The sequence below is a fragment of the Micromonospora sp. NBRC 107095 genome (assembly GCF_030269705.1).
Classification (GTDB): Bacteria; Actinomycetota; Actinomycetes; order Mycobacteriales; family Micromonosporaceae; genus Micromonospora; species Micromonospora parva.
The window spans coordinates 163136-184615 of record NZ_BSTU01000001.1 but is presented as its reverse complement, the minus strand read 5'-3'; the positions used below and the strand labels follow the sequence as shown (position 1 = coordinate 184615).

General features: G+C 72.6%; 20 protein-coding genes. 9 read left to right on the top strand and 11 right to left on the bottom strand.

What is annotated here, in order from left to right; genetic code table 11:
• Positions 1-47: 47 nt before the first annotated feature.
• On the bottom strand, positions 48-647 hold the full coding sequence (locus QSK15_RS00910; protein WP_030331931.1) for a TetR/AcrR family transcriptional regulator: 600 nt from the start codon (positions 645-647) through the stop codon (positions 48-50).
• 107 nt (positions 648-754) lie between these two features.
• Here QSK15_RS00910 and QSK15_RS00905 point away from each other — a divergent pair, with 107 nt between their 5' ends.
• Positions 755-1978 (top strand): MFS transporter, encoded by a 1224-nt coding sequence (locus QSK15_RS00905; RefSeq protein ID WP_285792464.1) that lies wholly within the window; start codon positions 755-757, stop codon positions 1976-1978.
• Here the strand turns inward: QSK15_RS00905 and QSK15_RS00900 are convergent.
• Complete coding sequence (locus QSK15_RS00900) at positions 1975-3132, bottom strand: FAD-dependent oxidoreductase (protein WP_285792463.1); 1158 nt, start codon at positions 3130-3132, stop codon at positions 1975-1977. The two genes, QSK15_RS00905 and QSK15_RS00900, sit on opposite strands and share 4 nt — an antisense overlap.
• A gap of 107 nt (positions 3133-3239) precedes the next feature.
• On the opposite strand from QSK15_RS00900, the gene QSK15_RS00895 reads away from it, so the two are divergent.
• The 3 genes from QSK15_RS00895 (at position 3240) to QSK15_RS00885 (ending at position 5632) form a co-directional block, all read left to right on the top strand.
• Complete coding sequence (locus QSK15_RS00895; protein ID WP_285792462.1) at positions 3240-3821, top strand: TetR/AcrR family transcriptional regulator; 582 nt, start codon at positions 3240-3242, stop codon at positions 3819-3821.
• A 72-nt stretch (positions 3822-3893) separates the two neighbouring features.
• Positions 3894-4442 (top strand): SigE family RNA polymerase sigma factor, encoded by a 549-nt coding sequence (locus QSK15_RS00890; RefSeq protein WP_285792461.1) that lies wholly within the window; start codon positions 3894-3896, stop codon positions 4440-4442.
• Complete coding sequence (locus tag QSK15_RS00885) at positions 4439-5632, top strand: hypothetical protein (protein WP_285792460.1); 1194 nt, start codon at positions 4439-4441, stop codon at positions 5630-5632. The genes QSK15_RS00890 and QSK15_RS00885 overlap by 4 nt, the downstream gene beginning before the upstream one ends.
• A gap of 49 nt (positions 5633-5681) precedes the next feature.
• Here the strand turns inward: QSK15_RS00885 and QSK15_RS00880 are convergent, their stop codons facing one another.
• From QSK15_RS00880 to QSK15_RS00865, 4 genes are all read right to left on the bottom strand, one after another.
• On the bottom strand, positions 5682-6584 hold the full coding sequence (locus tag QSK15_RS00880) for a sulfurtransferase (RefSeq protein ID WP_285792459.1): 903 nt from the start codon (positions 6582-6584) through the stop codon (positions 5682-5684).
• Positions 6585-6736: 152 nt separating this feature from the next.
• Entirely contained in the window at positions 6737-8095 is a 1359-nt protein-coding gene (locus QSK15_RS00875; protein ID WP_285792458.1) for a gluzincin family metallopeptidase, read from the bottom strand.
• 129 nt (positions 8096-8224) lie between these two features.
• Positions 8225-8671 carry an imidazolonepropionase-like domain-containing protein gene (locus tag QSK15_RS00870; protein WP_285792457.1) on the bottom strand — a complete coding sequence of 149 codons (447 nt, stop codon included), beginning with the start codon at positions 8669-8671 and terminating at the stop codon, positions 8225-8227.
• Positions 8672-8673: 2 nt separating this feature from the next.
• Complete coding sequence (locus QSK15_RS00865) at positions 8674-9441, bottom strand: SGNH/GDSL hydrolase family protein (RefSeq protein WP_285792456.1); 768 nt, start codon at positions 9439-9441, stop codon at positions 8674-8676.
• A gap of 379 nt (positions 9442-9820) precedes the next feature.
• Between QSK15_RS00865 and QSK15_RS00860 the strand changes: the two genes are divergently transcribed.
• The 4 genes from QSK15_RS00860 to QSK15_RS00845 are packed head-to-tail and all read left to right on the top strand — an operon-like array spanning position 9821 to position 13199.
• A complete protein-coding gene (locus tag QSK15_RS00860) occupies positions 9821-11590 on the top strand; it encodes a proline--tRNA ligase (RefSeq protein ID WP_285792455.1) in 1770 nt (589 codons plus the stop codon).
• A 57-nt stretch (positions 11591-11647) separates the two neighbouring features.
• Entirely contained in the window at positions 11648-12073 is a 426-nt protein-coding gene (locus QSK15_RS00855; protein ID WP_030331911.1) for a CBS domain-containing protein, read from the top strand.
• Between the two features lie 35 nt (positions 12074-12108).
• The gene (locus QSK15_RS00850) at positions 12109-12537 is read left to right on the top strand and encodes a SufE family protein (protein ID WP_030331909.1); all 429 of its coding nucleotides are present in this window, start codon (positions 12109-12111) and stop codon (positions 12535-12537) included.
• Between the two features lie 20 nt (positions 12538-12557).
• Positions 12558-13199, top strand: a complete 642-nt coding sequence (locus QSK15_RS00845) for a DsbA family oxidoreductase (RefSeq protein ID WP_285792454.1) — start codon at positions 12558-12560, stop codon at positions 13197-13199.
• Between the two features lie 73 nt (positions 13200-13272).
• Here the strand turns inward: QSK15_RS00845 and QSK15_RS00840 are convergent, their stop codons facing one another.
• From QSK15_RS00840 to QSK15_RS00820, 5 genes are all read right to left on the bottom strand, one after another.
• A complete protein-coding gene (locus QSK15_RS00840) occupies positions 13273-13821 on the bottom strand; it encodes a YbaK/EbsC family protein (RefSeq protein ID WP_285794288.1) in 549 nt (182 codons plus the stop codon).
• Between the two features lie 95 nt (positions 13822-13916).
• Entirely contained in the window at positions 13917-14111 is a 195-nt protein-coding gene (locus QSK15_RS00835) for a hypothetical protein (protein WP_030331904.1), read from the bottom strand.
• 83 nt (positions 14112-14194) lie between these two features.
• Positions 14195-14848, bottom strand: a complete 654-nt coding sequence (locus tag QSK15_RS00830; RefSeq protein WP_285792453.1) for a GAP family protein — start codon at positions 14846-14848, stop codon at positions 14195-14197.
• A 215-nt stretch (positions 14849-15063) separates the two neighbouring features.
• Positions 15064-16461, bottom strand: a complete 1398-nt coding sequence (locus tag QSK15_RS00825; protein WP_285792452.1) for an MFS transporter — start codon at positions 16459-16461, stop codon at positions 15064-15066.
• A gap of 59 nt (positions 16462-16520) precedes the next feature.
• On the bottom strand, positions 16521-16781 hold the full coding sequence (locus QSK15_RS00820; protein ID WP_285792451.1) for a hypothetical protein: 261 nt from the start codon (positions 16779-16781) through the stop codon (positions 16521-16523).
• 218 nt (positions 16782-16999) lie between these two features.
• Between QSK15_RS00820 and QSK15_RS00815 the strand changes: the two genes are divergently transcribed.
• Positions 17000-21457, top strand: a complete 4458-nt coding sequence (locus tag QSK15_RS00815; protein WP_285794287.1) for a cation-translocating P-type ATPase — start codon at positions 17000-17002, stop codon at positions 21455-21457.
• Positions 21458-21480 lie beyond the last annotated feature (23 nt).

Below are 21480 nucleotides of genomic sequence, written 5' to 3'. Positions count from 1 at the left end.
GGGACGATGTCAGGGAATCATGACCGGCACGGTTCTGACGAGTCGACTCAGGCGAGCAGCGCGGCCAGGGTCGCCCCGCGCAGCAGCTCGGCGCGGCGACGTCGGTCCACCTCTCCACCGAGAAACGGCGTCGAGTTCATCAGGCCGAACGCGGCGTGCGCGAGCACCCGCGCCTCACCGTCGGGCATACCCGGGTGCAGCGCGGTGAGCACCGTCACCCACTCTTCGACGTAGAGCCGTTGCAGCCGACGGATCCGCCGCCGCGGCTCCTCGGGGAGGCGGTCCAACTCGTGCAGGTGCAACGCGATCACCGCCGGGTTGGCCAGGGCGAACTCGACGTGGAAGTCGATCAGCGACTCCAGCACGCCGCGCGGGTCGTCCGACCGCCCAGCGGCGCGTTCCCGCCCACCTGCCAGCAACCCCTCGCTGACCGGGATCAGCGCGGCGGCCAGCATGGCCTCCTTGCCGGCGAAGTGGTGGTACAGCGCCGGACCGGTGACCCCGGCGGCAGCGCCGATGTCGTCCATCGACACGCCGTGATAGCCGCGCGCTGCGAAAAGACCTACCGCGATCTCCAGGATCTCGTCCTTGCGGGACCTGCGCCGGCCCGCACCCGCCGCACCCCGTGCCTGCTGCTCCACCGTCACCGGGCAAGCCTAGACCGGGAACTGCCTGCGGTGGAGCGGCGGCTGACGGTCGTTCCGCACTGTGGTGGCTTGACCCTCGACCCGGTCGAACCGGCACGGTCACCGGCATGACCGCCACTGCTCTCGGCCGGGACTTCCGGCTGCTCTGGTCCGCCACCGTGTCGTCGCGATTCGGAGACGCGCTGCGTACCCCGGCGCTGGCCCTGTTGGCCGCGACCGTGACCCGCGATCCCCGGATCATCGCGGCGGTCACCGTGGCCGGGCAGTTGCCGCCGCTGCTCTTCGGCCTGCTCGGCGGGGTGTACGCGGACCGCTGGGACCGCCGTCGGACGATGGCGGTGGTCGACGGGGTACGCGCTGGCGTGGTGGCGGCGCTGGCCGTGGTGGTCGCGCTCAACCGGGTCAGCGTCCCGGTGTTGCTGGTGGCGGCGTTCCTGCTCGCCGCGTTGGGCACCCTCTTCGACTCCGCCTCGTTCGCGCTGCTTCCCGCGGTGGTGCCGCCGGACGCGTTGCCCCGGGCGAACGGCCGGCTCCAGGCTGGGTCAGCGGTGGCCGGTGGTTTCCTCGGGGCTCCCGCCGCCGGTGTCCTGTTCGCCGCCGCCCCGGCCCTTCCGTTCGCCCTCGACGCCGTCACCTTCGCGGTGGCCGCACTGCTCGTGCTGGCCCTCGCCCCGCCGGCGGGGACGAGGGTGCGGAGGCGACGCGGCTCGGTGTGGAGCGAGATCGTCGAAGGGCTGCGCTGGCTGCGGGCGCACCGGATCCTGTGGCGGCTCACACTGCTCACCGCGGCGAGCAACCTGGCGATCAGCGGGATCATGGCGGTACTGGTGCTCTACGCGCTGGACGTGCTGCGGGTGCCGCCGGCCGGGTACGGGCTGTTCGCCGCCGCCGCCATCTTCGGGGGCCTGGCGGGGGCGCTCGGGGCGGGCCGGCTCGCCGCGCGGCTCGGCACGGTGCCGGCGCTGCGGGTCGTGCTGGCCGGGCAGACCGTGGCGCTGACCGGCTTCGCGCTGGCTCGGGATCCGGTGCCGGGTGGGATCGCGCTGGCCGTCTTCGCCGCCGGCACCGTGGTGTGGAACAGCCTGTGGGCGTCGTACGGGCAGCGGCAGGTGCCGGGCGAGTTGCTGGGCCGGGTCGGTGCGGCGCAGCGGATGGTCGGTCTGCTCACCGCACCGCTCGGGGCGGCGCTCGCCGGGTTGGCCGCCGCGGCGTACGGCACGGTGCCGGTGGCGGGCGCGGCGGCGGGGACGTTCGCGCTGGTCACCCTGACCGCGTGGCGGATGCTGCGGTCGGCCGCACCCGGCGTGCTGAGCCGCAGCGGCGTTGCCTAGCTCGGCGTTCGCTCGCGGTGGGACAGCCCGGACAGGCGCATCGCGATCCGTCGACGGGCCGGTGGAACGGCACCGAGCAGCCGGAGCAGCACGTCCCGGGCGGGCCGGCCGGCCGGCGAGACGGCCGCCAACCTGGTCAGCCCGGCGGCGAAGCTCATCACGTCCTCGGCCATCGGTCGCTGCCGGGCGTCGTAGTCGTCGAGCAGCTTCTCCGGGCCACCGTCGAGCATGTCCGCCACCGCGGTGCCGAGCGCGACCGCGTCGCAGATGCCGAGGTTCATGCCCTGCCCGCCGGCCGGGCTGTGCACGTGCCCGGCGTCACCGGCCAGCAGCACCGGTCCGGCTCGGAAGGTGTCGGCGATCCGGTGGTGAACCCGGAACCGGGAACCCCAGACCACGTCGGTCACCCGGTCGGGTCGTCGTACCGGACCGCGCTCGTCGAGCAGTGCCTGAAGGTAGGCCGCATCCGGTTCGGCCGGTGCGTCCTGCACGGCGGCGACCATCCGGACCACCCCGCCGGGGAGTGGGGCCCAGACCAACGGCCCGGGGCGGGCGAGGAAGAGCGCCGCCTCGTCGCGGGGCAGCACGCTGTGCACCCGCACGTCGGCGAGGACGAAGGATTCCTCGTCGCTGCTGCCGGTGAAGCCGATGCCGGCCAACTGCCGGACCGTGCTGTGCAGGCCGTCCGCGCCGACCACGAACCGGGCGCGCACCGCCTGCCCGTCGACCTGCGCGAGCATGCCGTCACCGACGCGGCTCAGCCCGGTGAGCCGGCAGGGCCGTCGTACCTGGACACCGAGTTCGGCCAGTTTTTCGGTGAGCACGGTCTCGGTGACCGCCTGGGAGATCAGCAGCGCGTAGGGGAAGCGGGACGGCAGCTCGTGGAACGGCACCGACAGCAACACCCGGTCCCGGTCGCGCACCGTGAAACGCGGCGTCCGCACCGCCTGGGCGATCAGCGGCGCGGCAGCGCCGATCCGGTCCAGCACCTCCAGGGTGTACGCGTGCACGACGGCGGCGCGGGAGGTGATCGGCGGCGCGGCGAGCCGGTCCAGCACCGTCACCTCGACCCCGCGCCGGGCCAGCGTCAACGCGGTGGCGAGACCGGTGGGGCCGGCACCCACCACCAGGACGTCAGTGCTCGTGGGCAGCATGGCCACCTCCAGAAGACAGCTGCCAACATGTGTTGGCAAACACTTGTTGGCCACGCTAGAACGTCTCACGATTGCATGTCAACAGGTGTTGGCATACGGTCGTTGGCATGACCTCGTCCGCCCCGCCGACCCAGCCCCGCCGCTCCGACGCCACTCGGGCGGCGATCCTGCGAGCGGCCCGGGAACGGTTCGCGGCGGACGGCTACGAACGCGCCACGATCCGGGCCATCGCCGCCGACGCCCAGATCGACCCGTCGATGGTCATGCGCTACTACGGCAGCAAGGAAGGGCTCTTCGCCGCGGCGGCCGAGTTCGACCTCCGCCTGCCCGACCTGACCTCGGTGCCCCCCGCCCGACTCGGTGAGGTGTTGGTCCGCCACTTCCTGGCCCGGTGGGAGGGCGACGAGACCCTGGTGGCGCTGCTGCGGGCCGCCAGCACCAATCCCGGCGCGGCCGAACGCATGCGCGGCATCTTCGCCAACCAGCTCACCGCCGCCGTGGCCACCTTCGGCACCGACCCGACGCTGACCGCCCGACGGGCCGGCCTGGTGGCCAGTCAGGTCCTCGGCCTCGCCTTCACCAGATACATCGTCCGGCTGCCGCCCATGGTGGACACCACGCCGGACGAGCTGGTCTCCTGGATCGCGCCGACTCTGCAGCGTTATCTGACCGGAACGCCGCCGAGCTGACCCAACCTTTTTCCCCCTCCCGTGCGTCTGCCTGTTGACACGTACCGCGCGACGGCCGGGAGGGGGGGGCGGATGGCGCCGACGAGGGACGACGGACGCGACGGCTACCTCGCCTTCGTGGAGAACCACCAGCACCGGCTGCTCCGCGCGGCCTACCTGATCTGCGGCAACCGGCACCAGGCCGAAGACCTCCTCCAGGACGCGCTGCTCAAGCTGGCGCTGCGCTGGTCGTCGGTCCGCGACGGCGACCCCTCCGCGTACGTGCGGGCCATCCTCTACCGCGACTCGGTGTCGTGGTGGCGTCGCCGACGGCGGGAATGGCTCAGCGCCGCGCCGCCGGACCAGGTGGCCCACGACCGGGACGGCGCGTTACGGCTGACGATGCACGACGCGCTGGGCCTGCTGCCCCCACGGCAACGGGCCGTGCTGGTGTTGCGCTACTACGAGGACCTGACCGAGGTCGCCACCGCCGAGGCGCTCGGCGTGACGGTCGGCACCGTGAAGAGCCAGTGTCACGCGGCGCTGCGCCGACTCCGCGAGGTCGCCCCGGACCTCGCCCGCGGCGCCCGACCGGGCCGGGGCCCGGCCGATCTGGCCAGCGGTCTGGAGGTGAACCCGTGAACGAGCAGGAGCTGCGCCGACTGCTGACCGTCAGCGTCGAGGACGTGCTGCCCAGCCAGCCGGCCGCCGCCGGATGGGAGCGGGCTCGGCGTACCCGGCGCACCCGGCGGGCCGTCGCGGTGGTCGCCTTGGCCGTGGTGCTGGTCGGTGGTGGCACGGTGGCGGCGCTGCGACCGCCCGCCGATCCCGCGCCGGTTCCACCGGTAGGTCCGACGGTGACCCCGACCGTCGACCCCTCGCACGCGGGTCCGGTGCAGAAGCCGCCCGCCGAACTGACCTTCCCGCCCGATCCGTTGGCCCGGCTCGGCGCTGCGGCGACGGTGCCGCTCTCCGAGCGACCGGTCCAACGGGCAGTGGCGCTGTTCCAGCCGGTGGACGAGGAGAACCGCGCGGACGGCCCGGTCCGGGTGCTCGGCAACGACGGCGTGGTACGCAGCCTCGACGTGGTGACGCTGGCACCGACCCGCGACGCGAGCGGTAACGAGGCGGGCGCGCTGAAGCCGGGAGTGCTGTCGCCGGACGGCCGGCAGGCCGCGTTCGCGCAGACCAAGGAGCTGGTCCTGATCGACCTCAGCACGGCGGCCGTCCGCCGGATACCGCTCGACGGCTACCTGGAGCAGGTGGTGTGGGCGCACGACCGGGTGCTGGTCGGCGGCGACGACCGGACGTACGCGGTGGACCGGGTCACCGGGGCGGCCAGCACCATCGACGTGTCGACCTGGGAGTTGATCGCACCCGACCCGGCCGCCGGCCGCGAGGCCCCGTTGATCGAGACGTACGGCGAGGGGACCAGCCTGATGCTGCGCAGCCGGACCGCCCGGGAGGGCGAACTTCGCTCCGAACAGCCGGTCAACGCCTCGCAACTGCCCTCGCCCTACCAGGTCAACGAGTTCTACGGCCGAGGCTGGTTGCACGGTGAGCGGTTGGCCCGGGCGGCCTGGATCACCAGCAGCGAGATCAACGGTGCCGAGGGAGCAGCGGTGCTGGACGCGCGGACCGGCGCCGTGCTCCACCTGCTCGACCTCGGCCGGGATCGCGCCAAGGGCTGCTGTGAGGTCCTGGGCTGGGACGACAGGGGCGCGGTGCTGCTCCGACTGGAACCGGCCGCCCTGGCCCGCTGGCACCCGGAGACCGGCGAGATCACCGGCATCGTTCGCGACCTGCGCGGCGCGATCGCGCTCGCCGGCTGAAACACCGTCCCCGCGCGACGTTCAGTGTCACGCGGGGACGGTCGTGCACTCAGGCAGTCAGGCCGCCGGGCTGGTCGCCCTTCACCACAGGTGCCCGGACCAGGTTGCCCCACTCGGTCCACGAGCCGTCGTAGTTGCGCACCTGCGGGTAGCCCAACAGGTGCCGCAGCACGAACCAGGTGTGGCTGGACCGCTCCCCGATCCGGCAGTACGCGATCACGTCGTCGTCGGGGCTCAGCCCGAGCTGGTCGGCGTAGATCGCCTTCAACTCGTCGGCGGACTTGAACGTGCCGTCCTCGTTGGCGGCGGACTTCCACGGCTTGCTGACCGCACCCGGAATGTGCCCGCCGCGCAGCGCACCCTCCTGCGGGTAGTCCGGCATGTGCAGCATCTCGCCGGTGTACTCACCCGGCGACCGGACGTCGACAAGTGGCCGACCGGCGGCGATGTGCGCCATGACCTGCTCACGGAAGGCCCGCAGCGGGGCGTCGTCGCGCAGCGGCACCGGGTAGTCGGCGCGCGGGCGGGCCGGCTTGTCGCGGGTCACCTCGCGTCCCTCGGCGATCCACTTCTGCCGGCCGCCGTCGAGCAGTCGCACGTCGGCGTGGCCGAAGAGCGAGAAGACCCAGAGGGCGTACGCGGCCCACCAGTTGAAGTTGTCGCCGTAGAAGACGACGGTGTCGCCCCGGCCGATGCCCTTCGCCGCGCACATCTCGGCGAAGCTCTTCGGGTCCAGGTAGTCCCGGGTCACCTGGTCGTTCAACTCCAGGTGCCAGTCGACCTTGACGGCACCGGGGATGTGACCGGATTCGTAGAGCAGCACGTCCTCGTCGGACTCGACGACGACGAGGCCCTCGTCGCCCAGATGCGCGGCCAGCCACTCGGTGGTGACCAACCGCTGCGGGTCCGCGTACGACTGGAGGCGGGGATCGGGATCGTTCGGCACAGACATGATCCCAAAGGTACGCCGGATCGCCGTCCTACGACCGCTGTAACGCCGGCCGGCCCACCACCCCCGCACGGGATGGTGGGCCGGCCGGCATTCGCCGGGTCACGATCGCCCGGCTGGGCCGCCCGCCGGGTCGCTCCGGCCGGGCAGCGGCCCTAGCTGCTCGGCGGCTGGTTGCCGACGAAGAAGGTGAACGACGCCGAGTCCGACTGGGTGCCGTTGCTGTCGATGCTCCAGACGGTGAGCGAGGTCAGGCCGGCCTTCGTCGGCGCCCAGGTCACCGACGCGGTGCCGTCGGCCGCCGCGGCCACGGTGCTGGTCACCGTGCCGAAGCGATACCGGTAGCTGACCACGTCGGGCTGGCGCGGGGTGAAGGTGAAGACCCCGGGCACGCCCGGCCCCCCACTGGTGACGCCCTGCTGATAGACCGTCGCGGTTATCTTGGGCGCGGTGCTCAGCCGGAAGGTGCTCGACGCGGTTGCGGTCACGCCGTCGGCGGTCACGCTGGTCACCGAGAGCGTCCGGGAGCCACCCCGGGTCGCGGTGACGGTCAGCGTGGCGGTGCCGTCGGCCGCCGCCTCCACCGTCTGCTCCGGGTCTCCGTCCAGCTGGAACCGGTACCGGAGCACCCCAGCCATCTGCGGTTGCACCGTGAACGTGGTCGGCACGCCGATCTCGGTGAGTCTGCCGGTGATGATCGGCGCGACATCGCTGGCCCGGAATTCGTACCGCGCCTCGGGCGAGCGGTTCCCGGCCGCGTCGAGGCTCCACACCACGAGGGTGTTGGGCCCCGCCTCCGGGCGGAGCGTGACAGTGGCCGAGCCGCCGGGCCCGTCCGCCGACACCACCTGGACGCCGTCGCCGCCGAGCAGCTCGTACCGGAAACCAACGGCATCCGGTGTGGCCGCCGCGTCGAAGGTGAACTGTCCCGGCAACGCCGGGTGCCAGCCGTCGACCGGGAAGTCAGTGGAGGTGACGACCGGCGCGGTCTCCGGGCCCTGGAAGTCGGTCCGGAGGTAGCAGAGGGCGCTCCACTGACCGGTCGCCTGGCTGTCCGCCGCCCGGACCTGCCACGCGTACACCCGGTCGTGGGTCAGCACCTCCCGTTCGAAGAGGCCGCTCTCCCGATCGCCGTCCCGCCCGCTGTTCGCGAACCGCTCGATCCGGGCCGCCGGCTCGTCGACCGGCCAGAGCGCGAAGGTGGTGGTCAACCGGTCGGCGCCGCCGGTCTCGTCGTTGTCCGGGTCGTGCAGGACGGCGGAGAGCGTCAGGTCGTCGTTCTGCCACAACTGGTACGGCTCCGCCGTGGTGCACGGCTCGCCGGAGGTCTGCAGCTCGGTCGGCACACCCGGCGGCTGGTTGTCGTCGATGGAGGGCGCGTCCGGTACGTCGTTCGCCGCGGCCGGTGCGGCCGTCAGCGTGAGCGTCCCGGCGGCGACCGCCACGGAAATCCCCGTGGCCAGCAGCGCCCGGAGCGGTCGTGCGGATGTCGTCGTGCCAGGTATGAGGGTCATCCCCCAGCCACCTTTCCCCGATGTCCCCGCCTTCCGATCAGCGGGGGCAGCGGATGTTATCGGGGCGGGCGGACATCGGGCGACCCCGATTCGATCGATTCACTCCACAGTGGAGGTGACAGGGCTCGTTCAGGCGCGGCGGTGGACGATCCGACCGGCTATCACTGTCACCAGACAGGTGCCGTCGTCGCCGTGCACCGCGAGGTCGGCCCGACCGTCCGGACGCAGCGTCGGCACCACGGCGGTGGGCAGCACCAGCAGGTCGCTCCGCTCGGCGGCGGCCCGCAGCGCCGGGTCGGCCAGGTGTTCCGCCAGGACCGCCGTCACCCCGGTACGCAGCAGCGCGTGCACCCGTTCGCGCGGGGTCGGTGCGGGCGGCAGCGGACCGTCGTGCAGCAGACCCGGCCCCAGCGTCCCGGGCCAACGGCGAACCCGGGCACCGGCGTACGCCGCACTCAGCTCGGCCAACGGGCCGACAGCCGCCACCCGGTCGCCGTCGACCAGCACGGCGTGCTCCGGCACCGGTTCGCCGTCCCGGTCGCGGCGCAGCAGGGCCGCGGTGTGCAGGGTGAGCACGCTCAGTCGACGAGCGGGCCGAGGTGCGGGCGCTTCGCCGTCACCGTGTCGCCGGACGAACGACCGGTCAACCGCCGCTTCACCCACGGGGCGAGGTGCTGACCGGCCCAGCGCAGGTCGGCGGCGCGGGCGGCCAGCCACGGCGAGGGCGCCGGGTGCGGCGGGACCATCAGCCACTCCTCGTCGCAACCAACCCCCAGGGCGTTCAACACCTGGCCGGCGACCCGCCGGTGGCCGGCCGGGGAGAGGTGCAACCGGTCGGTGCTCCAGAGCATCGGGTTGAGGAAGGTGTCGTCGGCGTACAGGTCGACCATGATCGCGCCGTGCCGCTCGGCGGTCTCACCGACCGCCTGGTTGAGCAGTTGCACCCGGGGGGCGACGAGGCGTTGGCCGGGCAGCCGGGCCATCACGTCCGCGAACCGGAAGAGGAGCACGTCAGCTCCGCCCGAGCGCAGTTGCCGGACCACCTCGTCGAAGCGGGCGACCATCGTGTCCGGGTCGAAGGTGCGCCGCAGCACGTCGTTGCCACCGGCCGCGAAGCTGATCAGATCCGGCTTCATCGCCACCGCGGAGGGCACCTGCTCCGCGACCACACTGGGGAAGAGCCGTCCCCGGATGGCCAGGTTGGCGTACCGGAAGTCGGGGCCCGCCTCGGCTGCGAGCCGGGTCGCCACCAGGTCCGCCCAGCCCCGGTAGGTGCCGTCCGGGTACGCGTCGTCCATGCCCTCGGTGAAGCTGTCCCCGACCGCGACAAAACTGCGCCAGCGCACCCGCGCCTCCCTCACGCCACTCGTTGCCTGCGGCGACCAGTCTGTCACCGCAGGCGCTGCGGACGGTGCCCCGATCCGGCGACGTGGCGGAGGTCATTGGCGGGCCGGATCCTCTGGTGCAATCGCGGGCTGGACCTCCGCCCGGTCGGCCCTGCCCTGATGAACGTGATGTCTGTGAGTCATCACAATGACTCACAGACATCAGCAACTGCGGACGTACGGTCGGTCAGTCGAGCGCGTTGATGATCGCGAGCAGGTCGCAGACGGCGCCGGATCCGTCACGGGTGAAGGGCTGTTGCTGATCGTCGGGCTGACGGCGGGCATCGCCTCGGACCGAATTGGATCGCCGGGTCGGGCACTCCCGCTCTAGGCTGCCCGGATGCTGCTACGCATGTCGACCCTGCTGCTGCGGACCCTGCGCGAGGACCCGGCCGACGCGGAGGTGCCGAGTCACCGGCTGCTGCTGCGTGCCGGTTACATCCGTCGGGCCGCACCGGGCGGCTACACCTGGCTGCCGCTGGGCAAGCTGGTGCTGGACCGGATCACCGACGTAGTGCGCGCCGAGCTGATCGCGATCGGCGACCAGGAGGTGCACTTCCCGGCGCTGCTGCCGGCCGAGCCGTACCGCACGAGTGGCCGGTGGGCCGAGTACGGCGACGACATCTTCACCCTCGCCGACCGGCGCGGCGCCGAGCACCTGTTGGCGCCCACCCACGAGGAGATGGCGGCGCTGCTGGTCAAAGACCTGTTCACCTCGTACCGGGACTTCCCGGTGACGCTGTTCCAGGTGCAGACGAAGTTCCGGGACGAGGCGCGGCCCCGTGCCGGGCTGCTGCGCGGCCGGGAGTTCCTGATGAAGGACGCGTACTCCTTCGACCTGGACGAGGCCGGCCTGCGGGACGCGTACGCCCGGCACCGCGCCGCGTACCGGCGGATCTTCGACCGGTTGGGTCTGGACTACACGGTGGTGCGGGCGATGTCCGGCGCGATGGGCGGCTCGGCGTCGGAGGAGTTCCTGGCGGCGACGCCGGTCGGTGAGGACACCTTCGTGGGCTGCACCTCCTGCGACTACGCGGCCAACACCGAGGCGGTTCTCACCCGGGTGCCCGCCGCCGGCGATCCGGCCGCGCAGCCGGCCGCCGAGGTGCACGACACTCCGGAGACCCCGACGATCGCCAGCCTCGTGGAGTTGGCCAACGCGCGCCGGTTGGGCGGTCGGGACGGCTGGACCGCCACCGACACCCTGAAGAACGTCGTGCTGTCCGTCCGGCAACCGGGCGCGGAACGGGCCGTGCCCCTGGTGGTCGGGCTGCCCGGTGACCGGGAGGTCGACCTGAAGCGGGTCGGTGCCGCACTGCACCCTGCGCAGGTGACCGTCTTCGAGGAGTGGGCCGACCATCCGGAGTTGGTTCGCGGCTACATCGGGCCGCAGCTGCTCGACAAGCTGGGCATCCGTTACCTGGTCGATCCCCGGGTGGTGGCCGGGTCGGCCTGGCTGACCGGGGCGAACGAGCCGGGCCGGCACGCCACCGACGTGGTCTGCGGACGGGACTTCACCCCCGACGGCACCATCGAAGCGGCCGACGTACGCCCCGGCGACCCCTGCCCCGACTGCAAAGACGGCGAGCTGACCATCCGGCGGGGCATCGAGATCGGGCACATCTTCCAGCTCGGGCGCCGATTCACCGACGCCTTCGCTGTCGACGTACTCGGCCCGCAGGGCAAGCCGGTCCGGCCGACCATGGGCTGCTACGGCATCGGGGTCTCCCGGGCGGTGGCGGCCGTCGCCGAACAGCACCACGACGACCGGGGGCTGGTCTGGCCGGCGGCGATCGCGCCGTGTGACGTACACCTGGTGGTCGCGGGCAAGGGCCCGCAGCTCGACGCGGCGCTGGCGCTCGGCGGGCAACTCGCCGCGGCCGGCCTGCGGGTACTTGTCGACGACCGCACGCACGTCTCGGCCGGGGTCAAGTTCACCGACGCCGAGCTGATCGGCATCCCCCGGGCCGTCGTGGTCGGCCGCCGACTCACCGAGGGGTACGTCGAGCTGCGCGAGCGGGCCGGCGGCGAGCGCACCGAGCTGCCGCTGGACGGTCTGGTGGACCGACTCGTCGACGAGGTACGCCAGGAACGTGCAAGCCTGGTGTAGCTGCGGCGTCACTGGGTAGTGCAGTCGGATCGGGTGGAAACGTCTTCGGAGGCTCTCATGACCGGTTACCGGGTCAGCGACGTGATGACCAAGCAGGTCGTGTACCTGCCGGCCGAGACCACCCTGGACGAGGCGGCCAGGGTGATGAAGGAGGCCGACATCGGTGATGTGGTGGTCACCGACGGCGCCAGCCTCGCCGGCATGCTCACCGACCGGGACATCGTGGTGCGGGCCGTGGCGGAGAACAGCTCCCCGGCGGCCACCACCATCGGTGCGATAGTGACCCGCGAGGTCGTCATGATTGAGCAGCACTGCACGGCGGGTGAGGCGGCGGCGCTCATGCGGGATCGGGGCATCCGACGGGTGCTGGTCTGTGACAGTGACCGCAAGCTGGTGGGGATCGTCTCGCTCGGCGACCTGGCCATGCAGCTCGACCCCACCAGCGCGCTCAGCGAGATCAGTGAGCAGTCGCCCACCGTGTGACCGGGGCTCCGACGCCACGGCGGTAGCCTCGACGCATGGCTGACATGCCGGCCCGACTGGCCGAGATCGTCGACGAGTTCGCGGCCGCGCCGCGCGACCTGGTGCTGGAGATGCTCCTGGAGTACGCGGACGTCATCCCGGCGCTGCCGGAGGGTGCCGCGGAGCGCGAGGGCATGGAGCAGGTGCCCGAGTGTCAGACGGCGTTCTTCCTGCGCGCCCGGGTGACGCCGGAAGGCACCGTGGAGACGCTCTTCGACTGCCCGCCGGAGGCACCCACCACCCGGGCGTTCGCCGGGATCCTCGCCGAAGGGCTGGCCGGCGCGAGCGCCGAGCAGGTGCTGGCCGTACCGGACGACCTCTACCAGCGGATGGGGCTGGCGCAGGCGATCAGCCCGCTGCGGGTCCGGGGCGGCACGGCGATCCTGGGTCGTCTCAAGCGTCAGATCCGGGAACAACGCGGCTGACCGCGAGGTTGGCACCGGTCATGGAGATCGAGATCTACGCGGACGTCATCTGCCCGTGGTGCTACATCGGCAAGCGCCGCCTGGATGAGGCCCTCGCCAGCTACCCGGGTGAGGTGACGGTCCACTACCGGCCGTTCCAGCTCGACCCGTCGCCGGTGCCGCAGCCCCTGCCGCTGGTGCAGGCGTTGGCCGGCAAGTTCGGCGGCCCGGGGCGCGCCCGGCAGATGGTCGACCACGTGACCCAGGTCGCGGCGGCCGATGGGCTGCTGCTCGACTACGACCGCGCGGTGATCGCCAACACCTTCGAGGCGCACCGGCTGGTCTCCTGGGCGAGCGACCAGGGCAAGGCCGCCGACATGGTGGAGGCGCTGTACCAGGCGCACTTCAACCACGGCGTCGACGTCGGGTCGCGGGAGGCGCTGGCCACGCTGGCCGGCGAGGTTGGCCTGGACGCGGCCGACGCCCGCCGGTTCCTCGACTCCGACGAGCGCGTCGCCGAGGTCACCGCCGACCTGGCCCACGCTCGGGACCTGGGCATCACCAGCGTGCCGACCTTCGTGCTGGCCGGGAAGTACGCGGTCTCCGGCGCGCAGGAGGTGCAGACGCTGCTCGCCGCACTGGCCGAGGTGGAGCAGCGGGAATCCGCAGCCCACTCACACTGAGTCACGAATGGCCGGCATCCGGCATCGATGATCACGATGTTTCACGTGCAACGACATCGATGCCGATGCGTGGTCAGGCCGGCCTGGCCAGCCCCTCCACCACCTGCGCTCCGGGCAGCGCACCCAACGCCGGCCCCGGCAGCGCGATCTTGCTGTGCCGTACGCCGGACCCGACGATCACGTGCGGTGTGGCGACGACCCGCGCGTCCACCAGGATCGGCCACTGGGCCGGCAGCCCGATCGGGGTGATGCCGCCGTATTCCATGCCGGTCAACTCGACCGCGTCGGCCATCGGGGCGAAGCTCGCCTTGCGGACGTCCAACGCCCGGCGGGCCACGCCGTTCACGTCGGCCCGGGTGGTGGCCAGGACGATGCAGGCCGCGTAACGGACCACACCCTCACGCTTGCCCGCCACCACGACACAGTTGGCCGACACGTCCAGCCCCACCTCGTACGCCGCGCAGAACGCCGCGGTGTCGGCGAGGTCGGCGTCGATCGGCGCGACCAGCACGTCGTTGACGTCCACCGGGGCACTGGCCGGCCACTGGGCGATGGCCTCCGCGACCGGCGGGGCGAGCAGATCCAGGCGGGCGCGGGCCGGTTCCGTCTTCAGCGTTCCCATCACGGGTGCGATCCTCGCATCCGCGACGCTGAACCGTCCGGCGGCTCCCCGTCCGCCCGGCGACGCCGCCGGGCCGGGCCGGACCGATCCGGCGCTCAACTGCCGGCGAGGAAAGCGTTGTCGCGCATGAAGGAGCGATCACGGGCGGCCGCCAGCTCCTCTTCGCGCTGGGCCTTGGCCCGTTGCAGCTCCAGATCCTCGAACGCGTGCCGGACACCCAGCCGGATCACGCCGTAGAGGAAGACGAAACCGAAGACGTAGAGGATCACCGTGGTGACGACAGCGAACATGGCGTCACGGTAAGACGAACGTGAACCGTTGTTGCGCTCATCTCCGACCGGTTCCCCCGTACGTGTCAGAGGAGGGCGGCGGTTCAGCCCGACCGGATCAGGTCCAACCCGGTCAGCAGTGCGAAGAACGCGATCACGATCTCGTTGACGATCCAGGCGTGCCCCTCGGCCCATTCACGCATCCGGGTCAACACCCGCGCCGCCCTGCTCCCGAGCAGCAGCAACGCCAGCAGCGGCAGCCCGAGCAGGAGCACGGTGAACAGCACGAACGGCACCAGGTGCCACCACGGCAGATCGTGACGGGCCACGCTCGCTCCGACGGTGGCCATGGTGAGGTCGTCGGTGGGGGTCGCCACGAAGAGCAGCGCACCCAGCCGCAGCGCCTGCGACGGGCCGGCGCGCTCGATGCCGCCCAGCCAGCGCGGCGGTCCGGACCGGTTGCGGCGTAGCCAGATCAGCACGGCCAGGACCACCAGCAGGGCCAGCACCACCAGGTCGATGGCGGGGCCGCGATCGACCTTCCCGGCAACGGCGCTGGCGTCGGCCACTACTCCGCCCACCAGCCGGGTCAACAACCACGCCACGGTCACCCCGGCGGCCACCACCAGCCCCGCGCCGGCGAGGAAGCCCAGCGACGCGGCCCGGGGCCGATCCGACGACGCGAGGAAGACCGCCACCACCAGCTGCGTCCCGGCGACCATGACCACGGCGAGCGGCAGGACGGTCAGGAAGTTCATCGCCCGCCATCCTTCCGGCACCAGGGCCTGTTTCGTAGGGGCGGTCGAGCTGAGGCGGAGTCCGGGCGGCGATCCGGCAAGGCGGGGTTTCGTCCGGATACCGGTGTTGTATCCGGACGAAACCGCAACGCCGCCGGTCGTCGTCCGGGCCCGCCGCAGGCCGGCCAGTTCCTACGAAACAGGCCCTAGAGCCGGGACGCGGCCGAATCCGCGGATCACCCCCCTTGTCGCCCACCCCCGCCCACCACGACCCGGCCGGCGAGCACCGCCCCGAGCATGGCCAGCGCAGCGGCCACCACGAGCGTCGTCGCGTAGCTGGCCGGGCCGGGCGCGCTCCCGGCCGCCAGCACAGCACCGGTCAGCGCGAGCACGGTGGCCGCGAAGAGGGAGTCGCTCAGTTGCAGTGACGAGCTGTTGCGGCCCTGCTCACCCGGCGCGGAGAACTCCAGGGTGAGCACCGACAACGACGGATAGAGCAACCCCATGCCCAGACCGGCGACCGCCCAACCGACAACGGCGACAGCCACCGGGAACTCGGGCCGGACGGCCAGCGCCACGGTGGCGGTGCCGATCGTGATGCAGCCCAGCCCGACGCGCGGCAGGGTGGCCCGTGATACCGGCACCGGAATGCGGCCCTGCAACCAGGAGCCCACGGACCACGCCAACGCGCCGACCGTGAGGACCAGTCCGGCCGCCGTCGGCGAGAGGCCCCGCTCCCGGGACAGCATCAGCGGGATGACCACCTCGGCGCCGACGAAGGCCGCCGACGCCAGGCCCCGCAGGCCCACGACGGTGGGCAACCCTCGCGCCGCCCGAAGGAACCCGGCCGGCAGCAGTCGCGGGGCGCAGACCAGCAGACCAACCACGGCGAGCGCGACCAGCGCCAGGGCGGTGGCACCGCGCTGCTGTCCCCCGATGTGCAGCAGTGCGGCACTCACCGCGGCCCCGCACGCCCAACCGATCCGCCCGACCGCCCCCGCCGGTGGGCTCGCGGCCACACTCCGGCCCAACGACCGCAGACCCGGATGGATCAGCAGCACCGCCGGCACCGCCACCGCCGGCACCGCCAGGAAGACCCACCGCCAACCCAGGTACTGCACGATCAGGCCGGCGACAGCCGGCCCCACCAGCGACGGTACGACCCACGCCGCAGCGAACGCCGCGAAGATCCGCCGGTGCAGCTCCTGCGGGTACGCGTGCCCGACGATCACGTAGAACGCCACCGAGAGCAACCCGGAGCCGAAACCCTGCACGACCCGCCCGACGACGAGCGCGCTCATCACCGGGGCGGTCCCAGCGATCAGCAACCCCACCACGAACCAGGCGACGCCGTGCCACATCGGCCCGCGGGGCCCCCGTGCGTCGCACCAGATTCCGGAGACCACCATGGCCAGCACACCGGTGGCGAACGGGCCACCGAACGCGATCCCGTAGAGCGCCAGCCCGTCCAGGCTGCGGGCGACTGTCGGCATCGCCGTACCGACCGCCAACGCCTCGAACGCGAGCAGTGAGATCAACGCGACGCTGCCCACCGTCATCGCGCGGAAGCGGGGTGCGAAGAGCCCAGGTGCGGCGGTGGCGGCGGGCGCGGCGGTGGCGGCTGTGCTCGGCATCGGCCGAGCATGCGACCTCAACCCTGATTCATGTCAACCGTCCGGTGATCCGGCTCTCGTCAGGCGTCCTGCAACGCCTCCCCGACACCACGCACCAGTCCGGAAAAATGCTGGTCCGCCAGCAGGTGGCCGGCGGTGATCACCACAGCGATCGGCCACTCGATGACCTGCAGCGCGGCGAGCACACCGAGCCCGGCGTAGTAAGCGACCTTGTCCGGTGGCGGCACCGCCACCTCACCCAGCATCGGTAGCTGAACCCGCCGCCCGTACACGTGCATGTTCTCCCGCGAACCGTTGAGATGTCGCGTCAGTGTGCTCATGCCGACCTCCCCATGTCCGGTGATGCTCGTCGGATTCCACAGCCCAACCCGTCCATGCGCCAGCGGCGACGGAAAATTCCGTCGCTCAGGGGGCATAACGGATGGCAGGTAGGGAAGCCAGGCCGCCGGACGTGAGCGCGGTGGGAGGACGACATGGCCAAGGTCAGGACCAGCGGCAACAGGGAGCCGGGCTGGCGTCCGTCCAGCCGTACGCCTCGATGACGGCGGCGGGACGCGCTGCCGGCCGCATCCTGCCGTCCTTCGGTGTGCCGCACCTGATCGGCGAGGCGTCCCGGACCGTCGGGTCGGCCGCGACCCGGCTGGCCCGGTCGGTCGGGCTCACTCGACGTCGGGTCTGGTCACGCCCCGGTCGGCACCACATCGAGGTGCACGGCGTGTGCCAGGAGGGCGGCGACCAACTCGCCCGGCAGGTCGAGGGCGCGCTGGAGCGGATGCCCGGGGTGGCCTGGGCCAGGGTGAACGCTCCGTCCGGGCGGGTGGTGGTGGCCGTGCAGGCCCCCGAACCGGATCTCGACGACCTCATCGCCACCATCAGCCGGGTCGAGCGGACCTGCGATCACGAGCCCGACCCGGAGATCCCACCCCCGCACCCGCCCGAGGAGGGCCCGCACAACCCGCGCACCCTCGGCGCGCTCGCCTCGGACGCGCTGGGTCTGACCCTCTGGGCGGCCACCCGGATCCTGCCGTTCGCGCCGCTGCCCGGTGAGGTGGCCGGCGTGCTGGCGGCGGTCGACCTGCAACCGAAGCTGCACGCGTTCCTCGGCAGGACACTGCGCTCCGACCCGCGTGCGGAGGTCCTCTTTCCGCTGGCCGAGGCAGTGGTCCAGGGTCTTGCCGGCCGCTGGACCGGCATCGTCCTCGACGGCGCCCAACGGCTCGTGGAGTGGGGTGAGGACCGGGCTCAGTTCTCCGCCTGGGAGAACGCGGAACCGCGGCTGACCGGGGACCCCGAGCGTGCCGTCGCCCGGTGGCCGATAGCCGACCGTCCCCGGCCCAAGCCGCACGGCCCGGTCGAGCGGTACATCAACCGGATGCTCGCCGCAGGTACGGCGGCCGGCGTTGCGGCGGTGCCCTTCGCCGGGCGCAAGCGGGCCGCCGCGCTGGGCCTGTCGGCGCTACCGAAGGCACCCGGCAGTGGACGTGAGGGGTACGCCGCCCAGCTCGGCCGAATGCTGGCGCGGCGCGGGGTGATCGCGATGGACCGCAGTGTGCTGCGGGAGTTGGACCGGATCGACACGCTCGTGCTGGACGCCGCGGTGCTCGGCTCGGACCGGGGCGTACTCGCCGACCTGGCGCCGGCGTCCGACGCGGACGTCGACGAGGTGGCCGAGCGGGCCTTCGCGTTGTTCGACCCGGACGATCCGGCCGCTTCCCGTGCGGCGGACGGCTGGCGGCTCGGACCGTTGGACCAGATGCCCACGAACGACCTGGACGCCATCGCGGACGCGGACCGGCTGCGCTCGGCCGGCGGCCGACTGCTCGGCCTCGCCCACGGCGACCGGCTCGCCGCGCTCCTGCGGGTCGAGCCGGAACCCGCACCCGGTGTCGACGGGTTGCCGGCCGCCGCGCGGCGGGCCGGCCTGCGGCTGATCGTTGCCGGCGGCGACGAGCAGCGGTACGGCTTCGCCGACGCGATGCTGCCCGGCGGGGACCAGTTGGTCGAGTCGGTCCGCAAACTACAGCGCGACGGCGCGATGGTGATGCTCGTTTCCGCCGACCGCAAGGCGCTCGGCGCGTCCGACTGCGGTCTCGGGTTCGCCGCGCCGGAGGAGCTGCCCCCGTGGGGGGCACACCTGCTGGTCGGTGCCGACCTGCGGGTGGTGGCCCTGGTGATCGAGGCGACCGGGGTGGCTCGGCGTACCGCCCAGCAGAACATCCGGCTGGCCATGGCCGGCACCGGTCTCGGGGCGCTGGGCGCGTTCACGGCCCCGCCGACCGAGCTGCCCGGCCGGTCGCTCGTCGCGGTGAACGGCGCGGCCGCGTTGGCCTTCGGGAACGGGGTCTGGCAGGCCCGCCGGTTACCCGACCAGTCGGACACTCCGGCGCCCGTGGCGACTCCCTGGCACCTGATGCCCGTCGGCACCGTGCTCGACCACCTGCGCTCCACACCGGACGGCCTGGCCAGCGCCGAAGCGCAGCGTCGACGCCACGCTTCCGCCGACAACGGCGGTGCCGCACCCGGCAGTGGTGGGTTGCTGCGCGCCTTCGTCGACGAGCTGTCCAACCCGCTCACTCCGGTGCTGGCCGCCGGGGCGGTGCTCTCCGCGTCGTTCGGTTCACTTGTCGACGCCGCGCTGGTGAGCAGCGTGGTCGGTGGGTCCGCCCTGATCGGGGCTGTGCACGAACGCAACACCGCGAGGTCACTGGCGGAGCTGCTGTCGCGGTCGGCGGTGACCGCACGGGTCCGCCGGGACGGCGCCGATCAGGTGCTCGCCGCCGAGGACCTGGTCCTCGGGGACGTCATCGCCCTCGAACCGGGAGACTCGGTGCCCGCCGACTGCCGGGTGCTCGAGTCGGTGGGCCTGGAGGCCGACGAGTCGTCGCTGACCGGTGAGTCGCTGCCGGTCGCCAAGTCCAACCGGCCGGTCGTCGCCGCCGCCATCGCCGACCGGCACTCGATGCTCTACGAGGGCACCACAGTCGCCGCCGGGCACGGCACCGCCGTGGTGGTGGCGACCGGCAACGACACCGAGGCGGGGCGCAGCCTCGCGCTGGTGCGGCAGGCACCCCCGACCAGTGGGGTGGAGGCTCGGCTCGGGTCGTTGACCAGCACCGCCATCCCGCTGGCAGCCGGTTCCGCGATAGCGGTGGCCGGCGCGGGCCTGCTTCGGGGCGTACCCCTGGCCGAAACGGCGGCGACCGCCGCGAACCTCGCCGTGGCGTCGGTGCCGGAGGGGTTGCCGTTCCTGGTCAGCGCGGCGCAGTTGGCCGCGGCCCGGCGGCTGGCCGAGCACGGTGCGTTGGTCCGCAACCCGCGCACCATCGAGGCGTTGGGCCGGGTGGACGTGCTCTGCTTCGACAAGACCGGCACCCTCACCGAGGGCCAGTTGCTGCTCGCCGGGGTCGGCGACGGCGTCGGTGACCGGTACGCACCGGTGGACCGGTTGGACGACCGGCTCCGGATGACGTTGGCCGCGGCGCTGCGGGCCACCCCCGCCGCGAAGGACCCGGAGGAGTTGGCGTTGCAGACCGACCGGGCGGTCCGGCGGGGCGCCGGGGAGGCCGGCGTGGTGGAGCAGACCGGTGCCGCCGGTTGGCACGCTGCCGGCGGCCTGCCGTTCGAGCCGTCCCGCGGCTACCACGCGAGCATCGGGCAGACCGACGGTCACCTGCTGTTGAGCGTCAAGGGTGCTCCGGAGACGGTGCTGCCCCGCTGTTCGTCCCGACGCACCGACGGCCGTCAGGAGCCGCTGGACGACGCCGGCCGCGCGGAGTTGGAACGGATGCTCGCCGACCGGGCCGGTGCCGGCAACCGGATCCTGGCCGTCGCCGAGTGCCCCGTGAACGACCCGAAGGTCACCGACTCCGACGTTCGAGGGCTCACCTTCGTGGGTTTCCTGGCCCTCTCCGACGGTGTTCGGGAGAGCGCCGCCCCGGCGGTACGCCGGATCCGGCAGGCCGGCGTGCACACCATCATGATCACCGGCGATCATCCGGCCACCGCCGAGGCGATCGCCGCCACCATCAGCGACCACGACGAACAGCGGGTGGTCACCGCCGGTGAGCTCGACCAACTGGACGACGACGCGCTCGCGGAGCGGTTGACCAACACCGACGTGGTGGCCCGCTGCACCCCGGCCCACAAGGTGCGGATCATCCAGTCGTTGCAGAAGTGCGGGCGGACAGTGGCGATGACCGGCGACGGCGCCAACGACGCCCCGGCGATCCGGCTGGCCGACGTCGGCATCGCCCTCGGCCAACGGGGCACCCCGGCCGCCCGCGCCGCAGCGGACCTGGTGGTCACCGACGATCGGTTGGAAACCATCATCGCGACCCTGATCGAAGGGCGGGCGATGTGGTCGTCGGTGCGGCACGCGCTGAGCATCCTGGTCGGCGGCAACCTCGGTGAGATCGCCTTCAGTGTGCTCAGCGCCGCGGCGACCGGCCGTTCGGCGCTCACCGGGCGCCAGCTTCTGCTGGTCAACCTGCTCACCGACCTGGCGCCGGCGCTGGCCATCGCGGTCCGGCCACCCGCGTCGGACCGCGCCGACGCGCTGCTGCGGGAGGGCCCGGACACGGCGCTCGGCGAGAGCCTCACCAGGGAGATCGGGCTGCGGGCGACAGCCACCACGCTGGGCGCGACAGCGGGTTGGACGTTGGCCCGCTACACCGGACGCCGCCAGCGGGCGGGCACCGTCGCCCTGGTCTCCCTGGTCGGCACCCAACTCGGGCAGACCATCCTGGCCGGCGGCACCAGCCCGGCCGTGCTGGCCTCCACGCTGGCCTCACTGGGCGTGCTGGTCGTGGTGGTGCAGACGCCGGGGGTGAGCCAGTTCTTTGGCTGCACCCCGCTCGGGCCGGTCGGCTGGACCATCGGAGCCGGGTCGGCGCTCGGCGCGACCTTCGCCAACGGCGCACTCACGAAGCTGATGGAGCACGTGCCCCAGGCCCGACCCGACACCGCCTCCACGGACAACAGCGACTCGACGCGCTGAGCGTCGGTACGCCGCATGCCGCC